Below are 20,572 nucleotides of genomic sequence, written 5' to 3' on the forward strand. Positions count from 1 at the left end.
TCATTCGGTCGACTAATCCGCAAACATCTCCAGCAAAGCTGTTTCACAATCTCGCTGGAGATGCAGAAGATGGATCAGACGCGCTCAAGCGCAATGGCAATGCCCTGACCGACGCCGATGCACATGGTGGCGAGCGCATATTTGCCGCCGTTCAGCGACAGTTCCAGCGCCGCCGTGCCAGCAATGCGCGCACCCGACATACCGAGCGGATGACCGAGCGCAATCGCGCCGCCATTCGGATTGACGCGGCTGTCGTCATCGGCAATGCCCAGTTCGCGCAGCACGGCAAGGCCCTGCGAGGCGAAAGCCTCATTCAGCTCGATCACGTCGAAAGCATCGGGCGCGATGCCGATGCGGGCGCTGAGCTTCTTGGTCGCCGGTGCCGGGCCGATGCCCATGATGCGCGGCGGCACGCCAGCCGTCGCACCGCCCACAATGCGGGCGATAGGCGTGAGGCCATATTTCTTCACTGCCGCTTCGGATGCAACGATCAGCGCGGCAGCGCCGTCATTGACGCCCGACGCATTGCCCGCCGTGACCGTGCCGCCTTCCCGGAAGGGCGTCGGCAGCTTGGCCAGGGCTTCGATGCTGGTGGCACGCGGATGCTCGTCCTTGTCCACGACGATCGGATCGCCCTTGCGCTGCGGAATAGTAACCGCCACGATTTCTTTGGCCAGACGTCCGTTGGCCTGCGCCTCAGCGGCCTTGTTCTGACTGCGAACGGCAAAGGCATCCTGATCGGCGCGCGAGACCTTATAGTCTTCGGCAACGTTCTCGCCGGTTTCCGGCATGGAATCGACGCCATATTGCTTCTTCATCAGCGGATTGACGAAGCGCCAGCCGATGGTGGTGTCAAAAATTTCCGCCTTGCGCGAAAAGGCGCTGTCGGCTTTCGGCATGACGAAAGGCGCGCGGCTCATGCTTTCCACGCCACCCGCAATCATCAATTCCGCTTCGCCTGCCTTGATGGCGCGGGCAGCGGCGATGACCGCATCCATGCCCGAACCGCACAGACGATTGATCGTCGTGCCGGAGACGCCGACCGGCAGACCGGCCAGCAGCAACGACATGCGCGCGACATTGCGGTTGTCTTCGCCTGCCTGATTGGCCGAACCGAAGATCACGTCATCGACGGCTTCCCAATCGACGGAAGCGTTGCGCGCCATCAGCGCTTTCAGCGGAACAGCGCCAAGATCGTCGGCGCGGACTGCAGAAAGCGCGCCGCCATAACGACCGATGGGGGTACGGATATAATCGCAAATATAGGCTTCGGTCATGACAGGCCTCACAATTCTGGAACAACGAGATCGGCGACAGGGCCATCGATATGCAGCTTTGCGCCGGTCATAGCCTGTAGCTCTTCCAGCGTCATTGCGGCAAGCTTTTCGCGCAGCACAAAACGGCCCTTGTCGATGTCGATCACCGCATGGCTCGTGTAGATGCGCGTGATGCAGCCCACGCCGGTCAGCGGAAAGGCGCATTTTTCGACCAGCTTCGGCTCGCCCTTCTTGGTGACATGCTCAGTGATGACCACCACCTGCTTGGCGCCATGGACGAGGTCCATCGCGCCGCCGACGGCAGGCACACCCTTGGCGCCCACGCGCCAATTGGCCAGATCGCCGTTCTGCGCCACCTGATAGGCGCCGAGGATCGCCACGTCGAGATGACCGCCGCGCACCATGGCGAAGCTGTCGGCATGGTGGAAGAAAGCCGCACCCGGCTTCAGCGTTACCGCCTTTTTGCCGGCATTGATGAGATCCCAGTCTTCCTCACCTTCCGGGGGCGCTTCGCCGAAATCGAGAATACCGTTCTCGGTGTGAAAGATCGCCTCGCGGCCTTCTGGCTGATAGCGGGCGACCATTTCGGGAAAACCGATGCCAAGGTTCACATAAGCGCCGTCGGCAATATCCTGCGCCGCACGCCAGGCGATCTGGGCATTGGAAAGCTTGATGTCCTCACGAGTATCGACGGTCATACGTAGGCCACTCCTGCCCGAATGAGTTCTTCTTCCTGCTGCGGGTTTGCGACTTCGACAATGCTGTCGACGAAGATGCCCGGTGTGATGACATTTTCCGGCTCGATGCCGCCAAGCGGCACGATCTGGGATGCCTGCACGATGGTCTTGGCGGCCGCCATGCACATCAGCGGATTGAAATTACGCGCCGCCATACGGTAGTTGAGATTGCCGTGAATATCAGCCACATGCGCCTTGATCAGCGCAAAGTCGGCCTTCAGCCAGCGTTCCTGCACGTAAGCGCGGCCATCGAATTCAGCGATCACCTTGCCTTCTGCAAGTTCGGTGCCATAAGCGGTCGGCGTATAGAAAGCCGGGATGCCTGCACCACCGGCGCGGATACGTTCGGCGAGCGTTCCTTGCGGAACCAGCTCAAGCTCGATTTCCCCGGCCAGATATTTGTCCGTGAAGGCGCGCGGATCGGACGAACGCGGAAACGAACAGACCATCTTCCTGACCAGTCCCGCGTCGATCATGGCGGCAATGCCGATGCGACCGTTACCGGCATTGTTGTTGATGACCGTCAGGTTCTTCGGCCCCTTGTCGATGAGCGCGTGAATGAGTTCAATCGGCGCGCCCGATCCACCAAACCCGCCGATCATCACGGTCGCGCCATCACCGATCCCAGCAACCGCTTCCGCAAGGCTTCCTATTGTCTTGTCCATATCTTTCTCCTCAGACGACCGCAGCGCCAAAGTCGGGCCGGGCGGTGCGCATGTCGAAATCGAGAACCGTTTTTCAAAAATGCGCACCAGATTGAATAAAACGATGCCCCCTCGACCACAATGGTTTTGTGCGTTATGCTTACTTTGTTCGATAATCGCACAATCAAGGAGGCGGCCCGCGTGCAGATCAAGGATCGCGACATGATGGGCGGACTGGCCAAGGGGCTTAAAGTGATTGAGGCCTTCACCTTCGATCACCCACGGCTCAGCATTTCCGACGCGGCGGAGATTTCCGGCTATGATCGCGCCACCACCCGCCGCTGCCTGCTGACTTTGGCCGAGCTTGGTTACTGCGCCTATGACGGCAAATATTTTACGGTGACGCCGCGTATCCTGCGGCTTGGCACCGGATGTCTGGCGTCCATGCCGCTTCCGCGTATCGTGCAGCCCTTTCTCGACCGCCTGTCGGACGAAATCCGCCAAAGCACCTCCGTCTCTATTCTTGATGAGACGGAGATCGTCTATGTCGCCCGCGCCGCGCAGCAGCGCGTCATGTCGGTGATGCTGATGCCGGGATCGCGATTGCCTGCCTATTGCACCTCAATGGGACGCGTGCTTCTGGCGGCCTTGCCTCATGAAGAGGCGCTTGAAACGCTGAATGCGAGCCATCGCATCGCCCGCACGCCGCGAACGGAAACCGATCTGGCGCGCATCATGGAGGAGCTTACCCGCGTCCGCGAGCAGGGCTATGCAAGCATCGATCAGGAAGTGGAAATCGGTCTGCGTTCCATGGCGGTGCCGCTAACCAATTTTCATGGCAAGGTGGTTGCAGCGCTCAATGTCGGTCTGGCTTTGACCGATGAACCGATGGGCGATGTCATCGCACGCTATCTTCCGGCGCTGAAAGCCACGCAGGCGGAAATATCCCGCACTTTACGATAGAGGGATTGCCACGAGCAAGACGCCGACCCGTTTGCAACAGACCGGCGCTTTGGGGGTCAGCTTGCCGCCACTTCCGGCAAAGGCTTGTCCACGACCATGGCATGATCCAGCACGCGTTGGAGATTGGCGGCGTGGCGGAAACTCGGCTCCAGCCCGACACCGTCAGCCACCGCTCGGGCAAAGCGCTGATAGTTCGTCTCGACAATACCGGCATCGATATCCCGCCAGACCGGCTTTTCGATATCCTCGCCGATAGAGCCGCGCAGGCTCGATCCGGTCGGCGTATGGAGCACTTCCAATGCGCCCTTGTCGCCATGAATGCGCAGGCGCAACTCGTTCAGATGCCCTGTCGCCCAGCGGCTGGCATGAATGACACCCAGCGCGCCATTGGCATATTCCGCCATCATGACGAAGCTGTCATTGGCATCCAGTACATATTCGCCAATATGGTCGTTTTCCGCCTTGGCGAAGGTTTTCAGCCGCGCAGACGCTCGTTCCACATCGCTGCCGATGGCATAGGACGCGAAGTCGAGAATATGAATACCGACATCGCCCAGAACGCCATTCGACCCATGACGGGTCGAAAGCCGCCAGAGCCATTTGCTCTCGGTCTTCCAGTCGCCCCACGTTTTCGACACCAGCCAGCTTTGCAGATAGGACGCCTCGAAATGGCGCACCTGACCGATCTCCCCGGCCAGCACCATTTCCCGCGCCTTCTGCAAGGGCGCAACATTACGATAGGTCAGATTGACCATATTGACGACATTGGCCTGCTCGGCGGCATCGGCCATTTCGGCAGCCTTTTCGTAGCTTTCCGCCAGCGGCTTTTCGCAAAAGACATGCTTGCCCGCGCCAACCAGCGCCAGCGTGGTCGGGTGATGGATGGCGTCCGGCGTCACATTGGCAACCGCATCGAAGCGGCCCCATTCCAGCGCATCCGCAAGCCGCGTGAAGCGGTTGTGAATGTCGTGGTTTTCCGAAAACGCATCGACGCGTTCCGCCGACACATCGCAGGCCGCGACGACCTCGACGCCTTCAATCGCCTTGAAGGCTTCGGCATGGTTTTTCGCCATGCCGCCAGTACCCAGAATAAGAAGACGCATCATGCACCTCAGCGATAACCGGCTTCACCGGCCTTGTGCAGCTTGGGTCCGCGCTCGACAATTGGCTCCAGCGCGTTTTCGACCGGAACATTCGGCGCGGCGTGGATGCTCGTCCATGCCGGTTGCGGATTGTACGCCCATTTGACCGAATTGCGCAGAACGGTCTGCACATTGGCGTCGTGATAGGTCGGATAGGTTTCATGGCCGGGGCGGAAATAGAACACATTGCCCGCACCGCGACGCCAGGTCATGCCGGAGCGAAACACTTCGCCGCCCGCGAACCACGAGATAAAGACCGTTTCCAGCGGCTCCGGCACGGAGAACTGTTCGCCATACATTTCCTCATTTTCGAGCACGAAATTCTCATCCAGCCCCTGCGCGATCGGATGGCCGCGATTGACGACCCAGACGCGCTCGCGCTCGCCCGCCTCGCGCCATTTCAGCGCACAGGGCGTGCCCATGAGCCGCTTGAAGATTTTGGAGAAATGGCCGGAATGAAGCACGATGAGCCCCATGCCCTCGAAGACGCGCCTGGCCACGCGCTCCACCACCTCGTCGCTGACAGCGCCATGATCCTTGTGTCCCCACCAGACCAGCACATCGGTATGGGTCAAACGCGCTTCCGGCAGGCCATGCTCCGGCTCCTGCAAGGTGGCGGTGGTAGCCTGAATGCCGCTGTCGGTATTCAGCGCATCGGCAATCGTGTTGTGCATGCCATTCGGATAGACCGAACGCACCGTTTCGTTGATCTGCTCGTGGATGTTTTCACCCCAGACGATTGTGCGAATAGGCACGGAAATTCTCCTTGCTGCGGGCAGCATGGCCCGGTTGTTTCATCTCATTGAGCTTGGGAGGTCGACGTCAAACGGCGCGGCCCTTTTCATCGAAGCGATGAATATTGTCCCCTGCAGGGGAAACCGAGAGCGTCTCGCCGGATTTGCGCATCGCGACGCCGCTTTCGCGGACCACCAGCGGTTCCTCCAGGCCAAGATCGATATAGACATAGGTGTCGGAACCGAGGATTTCGGTGTGGATCACCTGACCGGTCCAGTGACCGCCTTCGGGCACGATGGCGAGATGTTCCGAACGCAAACCCACCGTATGAGCGCCGAAAGACTCGGCATGTTTGCCGGTCAGGAAATTCATCTTCGGCGATCCGATGAACCCAGCGACGAAAAGCGAGTTCGGCTTTTCGTAAAGCTCAAGCGGCGTCCCCACCTGCTCCACACGACCATCGCGCAGCACGCAGATGCGGTCGGCCAGCGTCATCGCCTCCACCTGATCATGCGTCACATAGATCATGGTGGTGTCTTCCATGCTCTGGTGGAGCTTGGCGATCTCAAGCCTTGTAGCCACACGTAGCGCCGCATCGAGGTTGGACAAGGGTTCGTCGAACAGGAAAACCTTGGGATCGCGCACAATGGCCCGACCAATGGCCACACGCTGGCGCTGGCCACCGGAAAGCTGGCGCGGGAGGCGCTCCAGATAGGGCGTCAGTTGCAGCATCTCCGCAGCCTTGTGAATGCGGCTCTTGCATTCGTCCTTGCTCTTGCCCGCAAGCTGCATGCCGAAGGCCATATTCTCATAGACCGTCATATGCGGATAAAGCGCATAGGACTGGAACACCATGGCAATGCCGCGCTTTGACGGGGTGAAGCTGTTGACCACCGTTCCATCGATGGAAAGACTGCCCGATGAAATCTCCTCCAGCCCCGCGATCAGGCGCAGCAAGGTGGATTTTCCACAGCCGGACGGACCGACAAACACCATGAATTCGCCCGGGCGGATATCCATGTCCACCCCCCTGATGACCTCGAAACTGCCGAAAGACTTGCGCACATCGCGTAATTGAAGTTCTGCCATGTTTAACACTCCTAGCCCTTTACGCCACCCGCCGTCAGACCGGAGACGATCCGCCGCTGGAAGATGAGCACGAGGATGACGAGGGGAACCGTGACGATGACCGAAGCCGCCATGATGTTGCCCCAAGGGATTTCGAACTGGCTGCTGCCGGACAGAAGCGCGATAGCCACCGGCACGGTGCGCTGGCCGCCGGACGAGGTGAAGGTGAGCGCGAACAGGAACTCGTTCCATGCAGAGATGAAGGCAAGCAGACCTGTCGTCACCAAAGCGGGCCACATGAGCGGCATGAAGACCCGCGTTATGATGACCCATGGCGATGCACCGTCGACAATGGCCGCTTCTTCAATCTCCATCGGCAGATCACGCATGAAGGTTGTGAGCACCCACACCGTGAAAGGCAGGGTGAAGATCATGTAGGAAAAGATCAGCGCCAGCGGCGTGTTGAAAATACCGAGGAAGCGGATCAACTCGAACAGACCGGCCAGCACCGCAATCTGCGGGAACATCGACACCGAGAGAATGGTGAGCAGCAACAGCCCCCGGCCCCGGAAACGCACCCGCGCCAGCGCATAGGCCGCTGTTATTGCCAGCAAAAGCGAGATCGCCACCACGACCGTTGCCACCAGCAACGAATTGCCGAGACTGCGTAGGAAGCTGCCCTGTGTTAACACGCTCGTATAGTTTTCAACCGAGAGATTGGTCGGCCAGTAATCGACCTGAAACAGCGCCGTTCCTGATTTCACACTGGTGATGATCGCATAATAGAACGGGAACACCGCCACCAGAATGATGATAGCCACGAGGAGATAAAAGCCAGCTAACTTTATGTATCGCATCGCTAGTCTCCCCTGCTGGTGATGTTCACACGCCCGAAGAACATGTAGAGCAAGGTTATGCCCGCAATGATGAGGAACAGCATTGTCGATGCCGCCGCGCCATAGGCAAACTTGTCGAAATCGAAGAGATTTTCACGCGCAAAGACCGACATGGTTTTTGTCTGCGCATTGTTGGGCGTCAGCACATAGATCAGATCGAAAATACGCAGCGCATCCAGCATTCGGAAGATGACAGCAACCATCAGCGCCGGACGGATCAGCGGCAGCGTCACCCGCCAGAACACTTTCAGCGGATGCACGCCATCGATCTTGGCCGCTTCGTAAATATCCGTCGGCACCATTTGCAGACCAGCCAGAATAAGGAGCGCCATGAAGGGCGTCGTCTTCCAGACATCGACAACCAGAACCGCGATCATCGCCGTGTCGGGGTTGGCGGTCCATGCGATCTTCTGGCTGATAAGCCCCAGATTAAGCAGGATATGGTTCAAAATGCCGAACTGGTCGTTGAGCATCCAGTGCCAGATCTTGGCTGAAACGATGGTGGGGATCGCCCATGGGATCAGGATCGCCGCGCGCACCAGGCCGCGCCCGGGAAAATTGGCGTTGAGCACCAGCGCCACGATCAAGCCGAACACCGTTTCCAGACTGACCGAAAGCAATGTGAACCTTACTGTGTTCCAGACCGCCCCCCACCATGCCGGGTCGGCCAGAAGACCGCGATAAACGGTACGACCGCTCTTGAGCGTCACCCAAGACAGATAATTATTGAAGCCGACGAACTCCGCCGAGCCGAGACTGGTCAGCGACGCATTGGTGAAGCTGAAATAGATGGTTCTGAGCAGCGGCCAACCGGCCACCAGCGCCAGCACAAACAGCGTTGGCACGAGAAACACCCAAGCAGACCGGATACGCTGGCTGCGCAGATCGGAGCGCACGCGCCGCCTTGACGGCGCGGCCTCCGCACGATCGGGAGAAGTCTCGGTCATGATCCAGCTCTTGGTCCTGCCCAGAGGAATAGGAGCGTTCGGGTTGCCCACCTTTAGGGGGCGGGGCTTGGGAGGACACCCCGAACGCGGCTTGATCGGTCCTTACCAGCCGGAACCTTCCAGCTCGGTCAGTTCGACCTCAAGCATTTCGAGATTCTCCGCAGCCGTTCCGTTGCCGGAGAGCGTCTTGTGAACCGCCGTCCAGAACTTTGACGACACTTCATTATATTTCACCTTTGTCGCAGCCGATGGCCGTGGCACGGCGTTCTGGAAAATCGGCTTCCAATTGGCCATGAAAGGCTGCGCCGCGATGACATCCTTGTCATCGTAAAGCGCTTCAATGGTGGGCAAGCGCGAAATCTCGACCGCCTGCACCTTCTGCACTTCCGGCGACGCCAGATACTTGACCAATGCGATGGCTGCATCCTGCTTTGTCGAATATTTGGACACGGCGAGGTTCCAGCCGCCTAGCGTCGAAGATGGCGCCTCTCCCTCGGCGCCAGCGGGTAATGGCGCCACGTCGAACTTGCCCTTCACACCGCTATCCGTGCTATTGCCCAGCGCATAGGCATAGGGCCAATTTCGCATGAAGACCGCATTGCCGGTCTGCCAGACGCCGCGCGATTCCTCTTCCTGATAGGCAAGGGCGCCTTGCGGCGAGATCGAACCGATCCAGCCCTTGGCGCGTTCGATGGCTGCCGCCGCCTTTTCGTTATTGATCGAAATCGTGCCGTCCGCCTCAACGATCTGGCCGCCGCCTGACGACTTGATCCATTCAAGCGCGTTACAGGTCAGCCCTTCATAGGCATTGCCCTGAAAGACAAAGCCCCAGAGATCAGACTTACCGTCGGCCCGCTCCTTATCCATGATTTCCTTGGCGGTCGCCGTCATTTCATCCCATGTCTTGGGGACGGGCTTCTTGTATTTTTCCAGAAGATCCTTGCGGTAGAACAAGGCGGGCGCGTCCGTGTAAAACGGCAGCGCGACAAGCTTGCCATTGACCGTCTGCGACGCGATGATCGATGCAAAATGCGCGCCGGTAACGTCCTTGGTGGCTTCCGTCAGATCGACAAACTGGTCGGACAATTGCGGTGCCCAGACCACATCGGTCTGATAGACGTCAATATCCGCATTGCCAGCGGCCAGCCACAAACGATACTGGCTGAACTGCTCGCTCGAGGACGGCGGCATCGAAACGATATTGACCTTATTGCCGGTGTCCTTCTCGAATTTGACGATCTGGTCCTGCAAGAACTTGATGTTGTTGCCGGTCGAATTGGCGGCGAGCGAAATTTCCACTGCCTGTGCGCTAACTGTCGCAAGGCCGAAAGCCAAGCAGGCCGCGAGCATTCCCTTTATTGATTTCATTGGTCCCTCCTCCCATCCATTCTGTAAGCGCTTTTGTTAAAATCGAAAACGGTTTGGATGGCAAAAAGTTGCAGAGGAGTAGATTTCTGTCAAGCGTCAGATACTTGTAAATCGAACAGCTTCCTTGTCTTATATTATACATCCATATATTTCAGTGATTTAGAAGATAGGCCATCGCTCCACGATCAACCTTTATCTTCGCAGTCGACGCGGTTCATTGCTTCATTTTGAAACGAACTTGAAAGCGGTTTGAATATATTGCAGAATGGTCGTCAGCCACCGGCTCATTGCGGCTGGCACGCCGATTGTTAATCGCAAGGAAGCGTCTATAATCCCGCCGCCTTGCCTGCCTTCCAACCTGACATACCAAATGAAACTTCGTGAATTTGCCAAACAACTGGGGCTTTCAGCCACGACCGTCAGTCGTGCATTAAGCGGCTATCCTGAAGTGGCCGAGAGCACGCGCAAGCGTGTGATGGATGAAGCCGTCCGCCTTGGTTACCGTCCCAATGAAAATGCGGTCAGACTCGCAACAGGGCGTGCCGGAGCCATCGGCGTCGTGATGGGGCGCAACAGCGAATTTCATTTCGCCGAATTCATGCGCGGCATGGCCGAACGGCTCAGTCAGGACGAGGTGGATATTCTCGTAAGCCCGATTTCCCACAATGGCACGGATGACGAAGTTCAAATTTGTCGCCGCCTCGCCACAAGTCGCCGGGTCGATGCAATCATCGTGACCTCCCCAAAGCCCAATGACGAGCGCATTCGGCTGCTGCATGAACTCGGCATGCCATTTCTGGTGCATGGGCGTTCGGAAATCGATATTCCGCATGCCTGGCTCGATATCGACAATGAAGGCGCGGTCTGTCGCTCGACGGCGCATCTGCTCGATCTCGGCCATCGCCGTGTCGCGATGATCAACGGACGCTACGGCTTCACGTTTTCGCTTCACCGCGACGCAGGCTATCGCAAGGCGCTGGAAAGCAGGGGCATCCCCTTCGATCCGGAACTGGTGGAGCATGGCGATTTTACCGACGAAATCGGCTACCGTCTTGCCATCAAGCTCTTGGAACGTAACCCGCGCCCAACCGCCTTTGTTGCCGGATCGATGATGACGGCGCTTGGCATATATCGCGCGGCGCGCTCGTTCGGGCTGACCATCGGCAAGGATATCTCTGTCATCGCCCATGACGATGTCATCTCCTTCCTCAGTGCCGAGAATATGGTGCCGTCGCTCACCGCGACGCGCTCATCCATGCGGGCGGCGGGAAAACGCTGCGCCGACCTTCTGATGGACATTCTCGACGGTCGCGCCGCGACCGACATCCACGAGCTCTGGCCAGTAGAACTGATCTTAAGAGATTCCGCCACGCGGGTTCCTGAAAAGAGCTGATAAAGCCAATACACAGAACACCATAGTCGAGGTTCAAGTGAATCTGGCATAATCTTCGTCATGAGACTGACAGAAGTTTCTATTATTTAGTCGGGATAGGCATTGTCGGGGCTGGCAATAAGGAGTTCGCCATTGGCCGAAATCGAACTGAAGCTCGAAATTTCCCCTGCCGATCTCGAAAAGATCGCCCTCTCCAGCTTTCTGGGGCAGCCTGCCGCCACGCTGGAATTGCAGTCGGTTTATTTCGATACGGGCGATTGCCGACTTTTCGATCATGGTTTCACCTTGCGCATCCGACGCTCTGGTGAAAAGAGCATCCAGACCGTGAAGGCGACTGGCTCCAACGCCTCGCTTTTCGCCCGTTCCGAATGGGAAACCCCGGCGCGAACGAACACGCCGGTCTTCGACTATAACAGCCCGCTTCTCAACCGTTTCGGCCCGATCGAACGCGAGCTTGTCGTGCAGTTTGAAGTTGTCACCAACCGCCGCATCTGGAACCTGACCGAAGGCACCTCCAGCATCGAAATAGCCGCTGATTCCGGGATTGTGACAGCAGGCGACAGGCAGGCGCCCTTTCACGAGATCGAGTTGGAACTGAAGGGCGGTGATCCCCGTCAGCTTTTCACGCTTGCCCGCAAGATCAATGCAATCGTTCCGGTGAAGATCGGCGTTCAATCCAAATCAGAACGCGGCTACCGTTTATTGTCGGCCATGCGCAACGCGGCCAAGGCCGAAGCAATCGGTCTGGAACCGCGCCTGACTGCGGACGAAGGGTTTCGCATGATCGCGCTTTCCTGTTTTCGCCAGTTCCGGCTGAACGAAACCTTGCTGCTGCAAAAGGGACATGCGGGCAGCCTGCATCAGGCGCGAGTCGCCATTCGGCGGCTGCGTTCGGCGCTGTCGCTCTTCAAACCTCTGTTGGACGAAAATGCCAAACGATTTTCGGACGAATTCCGCTGGCTGGCCAACACACTCAGCGAGGCCCGCAATCTGGATGTGCTTTTGTCGAAGGCCGCCGACGGAGAGCTGTGGGAAAAGCTGGAAAACGCTCGCAAGGGCAGTTATGACGACATCGTCGAAGCGCTTGCGTCGGATCGCAGCCGGGCGCTGATGCTCGACTTCAACGAATGGCTGCTCTGCGGCGACTATGCCAAACATCCCGATGGGGAAAAGCCCATTGAAGATTTTGCCGCAAAAGCGCTCGACCGGATGCGCAAGAAGCTTAAGAAGCACGGTCGCGACCTTGCCGAAATCGATGACGAGCATCGGCATGAGGCGCGAAAAGACGCGAAGAAACTGCGCTATGCGGCGGAGTTCTTCGCACCGCTCTTTGCCGACAAGTGCGGCCTGCGCCGGTACAAGAATTTCAACAAAGCCATGGAAGCGCTGCAAGACCGTCTGGGTGCGCTCAACGATCTGGCCATCGGCCACGAACTGCTTAAAAAATACGGGATTGAAGAAACGCCTGAGGCTCAGAAGCTGATCTTCCGTGCCGATAAAAAACAGCTGATCGAAAAAGCGCAGGTCGCGCTTGATGACGTTCTCGACGCCAAGAAATTCTGGCGCTGAAGCACTAGCAGTTCTGACACAAAACCGTTTTCCATTTCTGCTCGCCATGTTCTAACATTCTCGCCGGTGGAATGGAGGACAAATGATCATGAACAAAACGACGACAACCGATGAAGACATCTCCGCTTCACGCCTGATCGATGCGCGCATCGCGGAACTTGCCGACTGGAGAGGCGAAATGCTGGCCAGAGTTCGCGCCATCATCGTCAAAGCCGATCCCGCAATCATTGAAACATGGAAATGGCGTGGCGTGCCCGTATGGGAGCGCAATGGCATTATCTGCACGGGCGAGACCTACAAGCAGGTCGTCAAACTGACTTTCGCCAAAGGCGCATCGCTCGACGACCCAAGCGGTCTGTTCAATTCCAGTCTGGAGGGTAATGTGCGTCGGGCCATCGATATTCGTGAAGGCGAAGAGATCGATGCCGATGCACTGACCACGCTCGTTCGCGCCGCCATCGCGCTCAACAGCGCAAAGCCACCGCGAAAGAAATAGGCGGCGGAGCTTTCACTCCGCCGCCCATTCTTCTGCAAGCTCTGCGACAGATCAGTGCGCTGCTGCTTCGCTCTTGCGAACCGCAGCCACATCACCAGCCGAAACCGCGCCCGCCTTGTTGCCCCATGCGGAACGAACGAAGGAGGCAAGGTCCGCCACTTCCTGATCCGTCAGGCGATCGGCATAGCCCTGCATCACAAGACGCATCGGACGCTTTGCCGTCGACGGCACTTCCGCGCCATGCAGGATGATCGAGACCAGCGGCTTCACTTCCGATCCGGTCACCAGCGCGTTGTCGGCCAGTTCCGGGAAAATTCCAGGAGCACCCTTGCCGGTTACGAAGTGGCAGGCAGCACAATTGTCCAGATAAAGACGCGCACCCACCGGCATGTCCGGGGAGGCTTCCGTCAGCATCTTCGCGGTTGCTTCGCCAGCGGCATCGGCGGGGGCTGCCGGATGTGCCGTCGAAGCCTTGACCGCAAAGCTCTCAGGAACTTCGACCGTCGCGCCGTCGATACCCTTGAGGAAAGCGGCAATCGCAAGATTGTCGGCATCCGTCAGATGTTGAAGGGAATGCTCGACCGCCAGCCCCATTTCGCCATTTGCGGTCGAATGTGCGTTGCGCCCCGTTGCGAGATAGGCGGCCAATTCCTCGACCGACCATTTCTGGGGAGCCGATTGCGGGCCACGCAGTGAAGGCGCATTCCAGCCGTCAATGACACCGCCGGACAGGAAGTTCTTGTCGCCAGCGCTGACGCCGTCCTGCGCCATGAAGCTGTTGCGCGGGCTGTGGCAGGCGGCACAATGCGCCGGTCCCTCGACGAGATACTGGCCACGGTCCTGCATCTCATTCTTGCCTGCGGGCATAAAGCCAGCCTTATCGCTCAGCGCGAGCCAGTTCCAGGCGCGGATACCAAAGCGCAGATTGAACGGGAAGCCCAGTTCGGTCTGCTTTACCTCGTTCTTGACCGGCTGCACATCGTGCATGAAGTATTCGTAGAGCGCACGCACATCTTCTTCGGTCAGCTTGCGATAGTTTTCGTAAGGCATGGCCGGATAAAGATGCACGCCATCGGCACGGATACCGTCATAAAGCGCGGCGCGGAACTGGTCGAGCGTCCAGTTTCCGATGCCGGTTTCCTTGTCCGGCGTAATATTGGTCGTCCAGATCTGACCCATCGGGCTTGCAATGGCGCGACCACCGGCGAACGGCTTGCCGCCGTCCGCTGTATGACAGGCCATGCAGTCGGACGCATACATGACATATTCGCCCTGCCCCTTGGCTGGTTTCCAGTCAGCGGCCAGTTCCTTCGTCGGCTTGGTAAGCTGCACCGGAACGAACAGGAAAGCCAGCAAGGCGACGATGCCCAGAACGATGAGAACACCGATGATGCGAAGAAAAGTTTTCATCACTATTCTCCTCAAACCAGCGGACGCGGATTGGAAAGATACTGCGTGCGGATCGCATGTGCGGTCCAGTAAGCAAGACCGCCGAGCAAGCCGGTCGGGTTGTACTGGGTATTCTGCACGAAGTTGCCCGCGCCCAGCATGAACACATTGTGCTTGTCCCATGCCTGCGAGAAGCGATTGACCACGCCTTCACGTGCATTTTCCGACATGATGTGGCCGCCAGTGGTGTGGGTCGTCTGGTAAGGACGGACATCAAACTGCGCACCTTCCTTCTTGAAAGACGACTGGATCAGGTCCGGGTTCATCGTCTTCGCCAGCGCTTCCGCCTTGCCCTTCATGAACTGCGTCATCCGGATATCGTTCGGATTCCAGTTGAAGGTCATGCGCATCAGGGCGCGGCCATGACGATCCTTGTACGTCGGGTCAAGATCAAGATGATTGGTCTTGTAGGACATAACGGAACCGTGGGTTCCGATGTTCATCGAATGCCCATACCATTCGGCAATCGCCTTCTTCCATCCCGGGCCCCAGCTCGGCGTACCGGAGGGGAGCGTCATGCTGCGGATCGGCTGACCATTGGTTTGGCCCGTGCGCCAGTAGGCGCCACCGATGAAGCCTTCACGACCGAAATCGATCTGGTTGACGCCGAAATCGTCAATGCACATGCCGTTGGCGCCCGTGCCGATAAACGGATTGAACACTTCATCCTTGAAGAAGAGCGTCACGCCGCCGGTCAGCTGATAGGCATAGTTTCGGCCCGTTACGCCTTCGCCTGTTGCCGGGTCGTAAGGCTGCCCGATGCCCGAAAGCAATGCCAGATGTACATTGTTCAGCTGGAACGACGACAGAATGACGAGATCTGCAGGTTGGAAGACTTCTTCCTGCGTATTGTCGTCGAAATAGGTCACGCCGGTCGCGGTCTTGCCATCCGGAGCCATTTCAACACGCAGCACTTCGGATTCCGTCCGATAGGAGAAATTCGGCATCCGCTTCAGCGCGTCGAGGATGGTCGTCTGCGGTGACGACTTCGAATATTGATAACAGCCAAAGCGCTCGCAGAAACCACAATGATTGCACGGTCCCATCTGCATGCCATATTCGTTGACATAGGCCGTCGAGGCGATGCCGCCCGGCGAGGGGAACGGGTGGTAACCCATGGCCTTCGCGGCGTCGGCGAATTTGCGACCGTCCCAGGTCGTCTTCATCGGCGGCATCGGATATTCATTTGAACGCCAACCCTCAAACGGGTTGCCGCCTTCGACGATCTTACCCTTGATATTGCCCGCCTTGCCGGAAATGCCGGCGACGCGCTCGAAGCGGTCGAAGAAAGGCTCCATCTCGTCATAGGTGACGGGATAATCGCCAAGAAGCATATCTTCCGGGATGATCTGCTCGCCCCAATGCTCACGCACATGGGAACGCAGGCGCAGTTCTTCGGCCTGCGGACGCCAGTTGAGGCCGTTCCAATGGGTGCCCGCGCCGCCCACGCCGTTACCCGGCAAAAAAGAACCGAAGCTGCGGTAAGGAAGTGCGTTCTCATCCGCGCTGCGGCGCACCGTGACCGTCTGCTGGCTGGCGCGCTGCATCATCTTGAGACGCACACCATATTTCAGCTCGTCGATCATGTTCGGATATTTGAAATCCGGCACGGTGTTCTGATCCTGGCCGCGCTCAAGCGCAACGATGTCGAGGCCTTCCTGCGCCAGTTCCATTGCCAGAATGGAGCCGGTCCAGCCAAGGCCGACAATGACCACGTCTTTCTTCTTTTCCTGACGTGCCATGGTTATGCCCTTTCGCCCTTGATCGAAACCGGACCCAGAGGATAGGGCACATTGTGCCGCTCAACCCATTCCTTGTAGCTGCCGCGTGCGCCGGGGAAACCGATATAGGTCCAGGCCTGCATGCCGTGATTGCCGCCATACATCGGGTCGGCGAAATAGCCTTCCTTGGTGTTCTGGAGAAGCAGCGCGAAGAACTCGCGCAGTTCCGGCTGCAAGCCGACTTCGCCCTTCTGAAGAGCTGTCAGTGCTTCGTCCTGCTGTTCGGGGGTCAAAGCGGCAAAAGCGGCGCTGTATTTCTGCTCGCACCAGGCGTTGAAGGCCGGAATGCCCTGACGGTAGATCTGCGCCGGGTTGAGCGGGGTTTGCCAGCCGCGTGTTGGATCGGCGGACGGATCGTGCGGGCCAACCATGTACCAATCATCGGCACGGCCAAAATCACCGGCAAGCTGAAGATCGATAAAGACGGGAACACGCGTTTCAATCGCGCCGGGGCCATCGCCATCCGATGGGATCAACCGCGCCGTCGCAGCGAGGATAAATGTCCATTCGAGATCGTTAAAATATTGCCGTTCATAGTCTTCAAGCGGAACCGGGGGCGTCTTCGGTTCAGCCTGGGCTGAGACAGCCAGTCCTGAAAGCATGACGCTTGCTGCGGAGGCTTTCAGAAAACTGCGACGACTCGGATATCCGGGGAGGTCAGTCATTGTCGTTTCCTGCCAGTTAGGTGGGTAAGACGGAGGATGCTTTTCTGAAATAAAACCGCGTGGCGCGATTGAGAAAAACATAGCGCTCGATACACACCCGACTAGAACAGTTCAAACAACTTGTACCCTATCTGTGCAAAACATGAGGAAATACAACGCTGCAAAGCCGACGTTCTGATATAGAAAACGCCGGAAAAAGGTCAAACCATAGCCGCTGACGTCGGAACGATCACATTTATGTGATCACATGCTAATGTACTTAGATAATCGCGCGAAACTACAAATTTGATCGGTTGGACAAATTTCAAAAAGCTGAGAGAGAGACTCACTTCGGCCAGCGCATCCGGCACTGGCCGAAGTCGGGTTTAGCCCGTCACTTCGCCCACCAGAGCGAGGTCGAAAACGTGGTGGTGGATATGGCCATCGAACATCGCCAGCAAGCCCTTTGTGGCCTCCCGGCTTTCGTAGCGGATGGGTGAGGCCAGCGCTTCCGCCAGTGCTTCCTGGCTGTCATAGACCGTCCATAACACCATCGGATAGGATGGTGCGCCTTCGTCCCGTTCCACGGCATAAAGCACGCGCACATCCCGGATGCCCGGAAACTGAAGCCACATCGGCATCAGGGTTTCCGCGACATAAGCCTTGAACGCATCCTCGCGTCCGGCGTGAATTTCACCTTCGAAGAAAGCCTGCCTGACAATCATCGCAAAACTCAATTCACCTTGGTGGGCGGAACATCGCCTGCGAAATAGGCCTGTAGATTGGCAAGCACCAGTTCGCCCATGCCGATGCGCGTTTCGACCGTTGCACTGCCCTGATGCGGCATCAAAACCGTGTTCGGCGCGGTGAAGAAGTCTTCGCGGATTGTCGGCTCGTTGACGAAGACATCAAGACCGGCACCGGCGATGACGCCACCGTTCAGCGCGGCCAGAAGCGCGTCCTCATCGACCACAGTACCGCGCGCGACATTGATGAGATAACCCTTGTTGCCAAGCGCCGTCAGCACATCTGCATTGACGATATTCGCCGTGGAAGCATTGGCTGCCACGCAAACCGCCAGAACATCGCAGTTCTCAGCCAATTCCACCGGCGATGCATGAGCCACCCAGTTCGTGCCCGCCACCGGCGAGCGATTCCAGTAATGCACTTCCATGCCGAAAGCCTCGGCGCGCTTGGCCAGCGACTTGCCGATCTGGCCAAGGCCGAGAACGCCGATACGCTTGCCCTTGGGGCTGACGCCCAGCGGGAAAGCTTGACGCGCCGCCCATTTGCCCTCGCGGACAAAGCTGTCGCCAAGCGCCACATGGCGCAGGAGCGCGAGCATCAGGGCAATACCGGTATCGGCAACGTCGTCGGTCAGAACGCCCGGCGTCGTGCTCACATGCACATTGCGGCTACGCGCAAAGGCGAGATCGACCTTGTCGGTCCCGACACCATTGATGGCAATCAGGCCAAGCGACGGCAGACGCTCGATCCATTCATTCGACAGTCCCGAGCCGCCGCCGGTCACGACCGCGCGGATCGAACCCAAAGCCGCATCGATCGCCGCTTTTTCTTCCGTCTTGTAAAGCCGATGAACCTTGTAAGCCGCATCGAGACGCTCCTCGATTGCAGGCATCATCGGCTCCACGAGCAGGATTTCGTTCGTCACGTCAAACTCCAGTTCCAGATTGGGGGAAACACAGCGCAAAGATGGGATTTAGCTTTCCGCCATGCATCAGATCAAACGATGCGAGGGGTCAGGAAATCTGGCCGATAAAGGCCCTTGTCCGCTCATGCTTCGGATTGCCGAAGAATTCTTCCGGCTCCGCCATTTCGAGGATTTGCCCCTGATCCATGAAGATCACGCGGTCGGCGACCTGTCGCGCAAAGCCCATTTCATGGGTGACGCAGAGCATGGTCATGCCTTCCCTGGCGAGATCGATCATGGTGTCCAGAACTTCCTTGACCATTTCCGGATCGAGCGCCGAAGTCGGCTCATCGAAAAGCATGATCTTGGGGTTCATGCACAAGGCCCGCGCAATCGCCACGCGCTGCTGCTGGCCGCCGGAAAGCTGCGCCGGATACTTGTCCGCCTGTTCAGGAATGCGCACGCGCTCCAGAAATTTGCGCGCCGTCTTTTCGGCTTCCGCCCTGGCGACGCCGCGCACCTTCATCGGCGCCAGCGTGCAGTTTTCCAGAACCGTCATATGCGGGAAAAGATTGAACTGCTGGAACACCATGCCGGTTTCCTGCCGGATGATATCGACATTCTTTCCGCCAGCCGTAAGCTCGTGACCATCGACAACGATGCGCCCTTCCTGAATGGTTTCAAGCTGGTTTATGCAGCGGATCAGCGTCGACTTGCCCGAACCGGATGGGCCGCAAATGACGATGCGCTCGCCGCGCGCCACGGTCAGATTGATATTCCGCAGTGCATGATAGGTGCCATACCATTTGTTGACGCCTTCCATCAGCACCGCAGTACCGGAGTCCTGCGATGCCCCGAAAGCCGTGTTCTGAGCCGTCTTATTCATGTCGAGAACTCGCTTTGCTGAACGTGATCGCCTGATGCGGCGTTTGCGGCCATGCCCGGCCAATACCGGGCATGGCGCCGGTCAAAAATTACTTCGCCTTGGAAACGAAATCCGGCAGCGGGGAACCAAGCCACTTTTCGTGGATCTTGTTCAGTTCGCCGTCGCCCTTCACCTTTTCGATGAATTTGTTGACGAATTCGAGCATTTCGGTCGAACCCTTGCGCACCGCGATACCCTGAACCTGCTGGCTGAGCTGGATTTTCTGCTCGTAACGGCCGGGTGCTGCCTTTTCGATTTCAGCGGCAACGACATTGGAGAGACCGATCAGATCGACCTGACCCGACAGCAGAGCCTGCACCGCGCTGGCATCGTCATCGAAGCGGCGGATATTGGCATCCTTCGGCGCAACCTTGGTCACCGCCGTATCCTGCGTCGAGGCGCGCGCCACGCCGATGGTCTTGCCCGACAGATCTTCCGGCTTGGCGACAGCCGCGTCCTTCGGTCCGAAAACCCCGATGGAAATACCGGCATAAGGCTGCGAGAAATCGACGCTCTTGGCGCGTTCTTCGGTGATGCCCAGCGAAGCCACCAGCAGGTCGACCTGTCCGCTCTGCAGATAGGGAATGCGGTTCGGGCCGGTCACCGGCACGATCTGCGCCTTCACACCCAGCTCGGCGGCAAGCAGCTTTGCCACGTCGGCATCGTAGCCGTCCGGCTCGTTGCTGGTGTTCATGATGCCGAATGGCGGAAAGTCGACCAGCATGCCGATCTTGATGGTTCCCGCCGACTTGATGCCTTCGACGGTCTGCGCGAATGCAGCTGGCGCAAAAGCCGCAGCGAGAGCGCCCGCACCGATCAGCGTCATCGCTATGCGTCTGGTGATAGTCATGTTCTTCCCTTCCCTGTTGTTAAGCCGGACTCCTCGC

General features: G+C 58.2%; 20 protein-coding genes. 4 read left to right on the top strand and 16 right to left on the bottom strand.

What is annotated here, in order from left to right:
* Positions 1–74 precede the first annotated feature (74 nt).
* From pcaF to JAU75_RS11430, 3 genes are read right to left on the bottom strand one after another with little or no spacing between them, the layout of a single operon-like run.
* Positions 75–1,277 (bottom strand): 3-oxoadipyl-CoA thiolase, encoded by a 1,203-nt coding sequence (pcaF, locus tag JAU75_RS11420; RefSeq protein ID WP_199056644.1) that lies wholly within the window; start codon positions 1,275–1,277, stop codon positions 75–77.
* Between the two features lie 8 nt (positions 1,278–1,285).
* Positions 1,286–1,975 (bottom strand): CoA transferase subunit B, encoded by a 690-nt coding sequence (locus JAU75_RS11425; protein WP_119039155.1) that lies wholly within the window; start codon positions 1,973–1,975, stop codon positions 1,286–1,288.
* A complete protein-coding gene (locus JAU75_RS11430; RefSeq protein ID WP_199056645.1) occupies positions 1,972–2,679 on the bottom strand; it encodes a 3-oxoacid CoA-transferase subunit A in 708 nt (235 codons plus the stop codon). The genes JAU75_RS11425 and JAU75_RS11430 overlap by 4 nt, the downstream gene beginning before the upstream one ends.
* A gap of 135 nt (positions 2,680–2,814) precedes the next feature.
* Here JAU75_RS11430 and JAU75_RS11435 point away from each other — a divergent pair, with 135 nt between their 5' ends.
* Positions 2,815–3,621 carry an IclR family transcriptional regulator C-terminal domain-containing protein gene (locus JAU75_RS11435; RefSeq protein WP_247880457.1) on the top strand — a complete coding sequence of 269 codons (807 nt, stop codon included), beginning with the start codon at positions 2,815–2,817 and terminating at the stop codon, positions 3,619–3,621.
* Positions 3,622–3,677: 56 nt separating this feature from the next.
* On the opposite strand, the gene JAU75_RS11440 is transcribed toward JAU75_RS11435, so the two are convergent.
* From JAU75_RS11440 to JAU75_RS11465, 6 genes are all read right to left on the bottom strand, one after another.
* A complete protein-coding gene (locus tag JAU75_RS11440; protein ID WP_199056822.1) occupies positions 3,678–4,724 on the bottom strand; it encodes a Gfo/Idh/MocA family protein in 1,047 nt (348 codons plus the stop codon).
* Between the two features lie 8 nt (positions 4,725–4,732).
* Positions 4,733–5,518, bottom strand: coding sequence for a ThuA domain-containing protein (locus tag JAU75_RS11445; protein ID WP_199056646.1), 786 nt, complete (start codon positions 5,516–5,518; stop codon positions 4,733–4,735).
* Positions 5,519–5,585: 67 nt separating this feature from the next.
* Positions 5,586–6,587: an ABC transporter ATP-binding protein gene (locus JAU75_RS11450; RefSeq protein WP_199056647.1), complete on the bottom strand. Its 1,002-nt coding sequence runs from the start codon at positions 6,585–6,587 to the stop codon at positions 5,586–5,588.
* Positions 6,588–6,598: 11 nt separating this feature from the next.
* A complete protein-coding gene (locus JAU75_RS11455; RefSeq protein ID WP_199056648.1) occupies positions 6,599–7,423 on the bottom strand; it encodes a carbohydrate ABC transporter permease in 825 nt (274 codons plus the stop codon).
* Positions 7,424–7,425: 2 nt separating this feature from the next.
* On the bottom strand, positions 7,426–8,409 hold the full coding sequence (locus JAU75_RS11460; protein WP_199056649.1) for a carbohydrate ABC transporter permease: 984 nt from the start codon (positions 8,407–8,409) through the stop codon (positions 7,426–7,428).
* 102 nt (positions 8,410–8,511) lie between these two features.
* A complete protein-coding gene (locus JAU75_RS11465; RefSeq protein ID WP_199056650.1) occupies positions 8,512–9,777 on the bottom strand; it encodes an ABC transporter substrate-binding protein in 1,266 nt (421 codons plus the stop codon).
* 370 nt (positions 9,778–10,147) lie between these two features.
* Here JAU75_RS11465 and JAU75_RS11470 point away from each other — a divergent pair, with 370 nt between their 5' ends.
* From JAU75_RS11470 to JAU75_RS11480, 3 genes are all read left to right on the top strand, one after another.
* Complete coding sequence (locus JAU75_RS11470) at positions 10,148–11,170, top strand: substrate-binding domain-containing protein (RefSeq protein ID WP_199056651.1); 1,023 nt, start codon at positions 10,148–10,150, stop codon at positions 11,168–11,170.
* A 132-nt stretch (positions 11,171–11,302) separates the two neighbouring features.
* Entirely contained in the window at positions 11,303–12,739 is a 1,437-nt protein-coding gene (locus JAU75_RS11475; protein ID WP_210339274.1) for a CYTH and CHAD domain-containing protein, read from the top strand.
* 82 nt (positions 12,740–12,821) lie between these two features.
* Entirely contained in the window at positions 12,822–13,235 is a 414-nt protein-coding gene (locus JAU75_RS11480; RefSeq protein ID WP_199056652.1) for a DUF1801 domain-containing protein, read from the top strand.
* Between the two features lie 51 nt (positions 13,236–13,286).
* On the opposite strand, the gene JAU75_RS11485 is transcribed toward JAU75_RS11480, so the two are convergent.
* The 7 genes from JAU75_RS11485 to JAU75_RS11515 form a co-directional block, all read right to left on the bottom strand.
* Entirely contained in the window at positions 13,287–14,645 is a 1,359-nt protein-coding gene (locus JAU75_RS11485) for a cytochrome c (protein WP_199056653.1), read from the bottom strand.
* An 11-nt stretch (positions 14,646–14,656) separates the two neighbouring features.
* Complete coding sequence (locus tag JAU75_RS11490; RefSeq protein WP_199056654.1) at positions 14,657–16,426, bottom strand: GMC family oxidoreductase; 1,770 nt, start codon at positions 16,424–16,426, stop codon at positions 14,657–14,659.
* Positions 16,427–16,428: 2 nt separating this feature from the next.
* Positions 16,429–17,130 (bottom strand): gluconate 2-dehydrogenase subunit 3 family protein, encoded by a 702-nt coding sequence (locus JAU75_RS11495; RefSeq protein ID WP_199056655.1) that lies wholly within the window; start codon positions 17,128–17,130, stop codon positions 16,429–16,431.
* 365 nt (positions 17,131–17,495) lie between these two features.
* Entirely contained in the window at positions 17,496–17,834 is a 339-nt protein-coding gene (locus JAU75_RS11500; protein ID WP_199056656.1) for a hypothetical protein, read from the bottom strand.
* Between the two features lie 8 nt (positions 17,835–17,842).
* Positions 17,843–18,793, bottom strand: coding sequence for a 2-hydroxyacid dehydrogenase (locus tag JAU75_RS11505; RefSeq protein WP_199056824.1), 951 nt, complete (start codon positions 18,791–18,793; stop codon positions 17,843–17,845).
* A gap of 76 nt (positions 18,794–18,869) precedes the next feature.
* Entirely contained in the window at positions 18,870–19,646 is a 777-nt protein-coding gene (locus JAU75_RS11510) for an amino acid ABC transporter ATP-binding protein (protein WP_199056657.1), read from the bottom strand.
* Positions 19,647–19,734: 88 nt separating this feature from the next.
* Positions 19,735–20,535 carry a transporter substrate-binding domain-containing protein gene (locus JAU75_RS11515; RefSeq protein ID WP_199056658.1) on the bottom strand — a complete coding sequence of 267 codons (801 nt, stop codon included), beginning with the start codon at positions 20,533–20,535 and terminating at the stop codon, positions 19,735–19,737.
* Positions 20,536–20,572: the final 37 nt, after the last annotated feature.

Source organism: Ochrobactrum sp. Q0168 (assembly GCF_016427605.1).
In the GTDB taxonomy this organism is placed as follows: Bacteria; Pseudomonadota; Alphaproteobacteria; order Rhizobiales; family Rhizobiaceae; genus Brucella.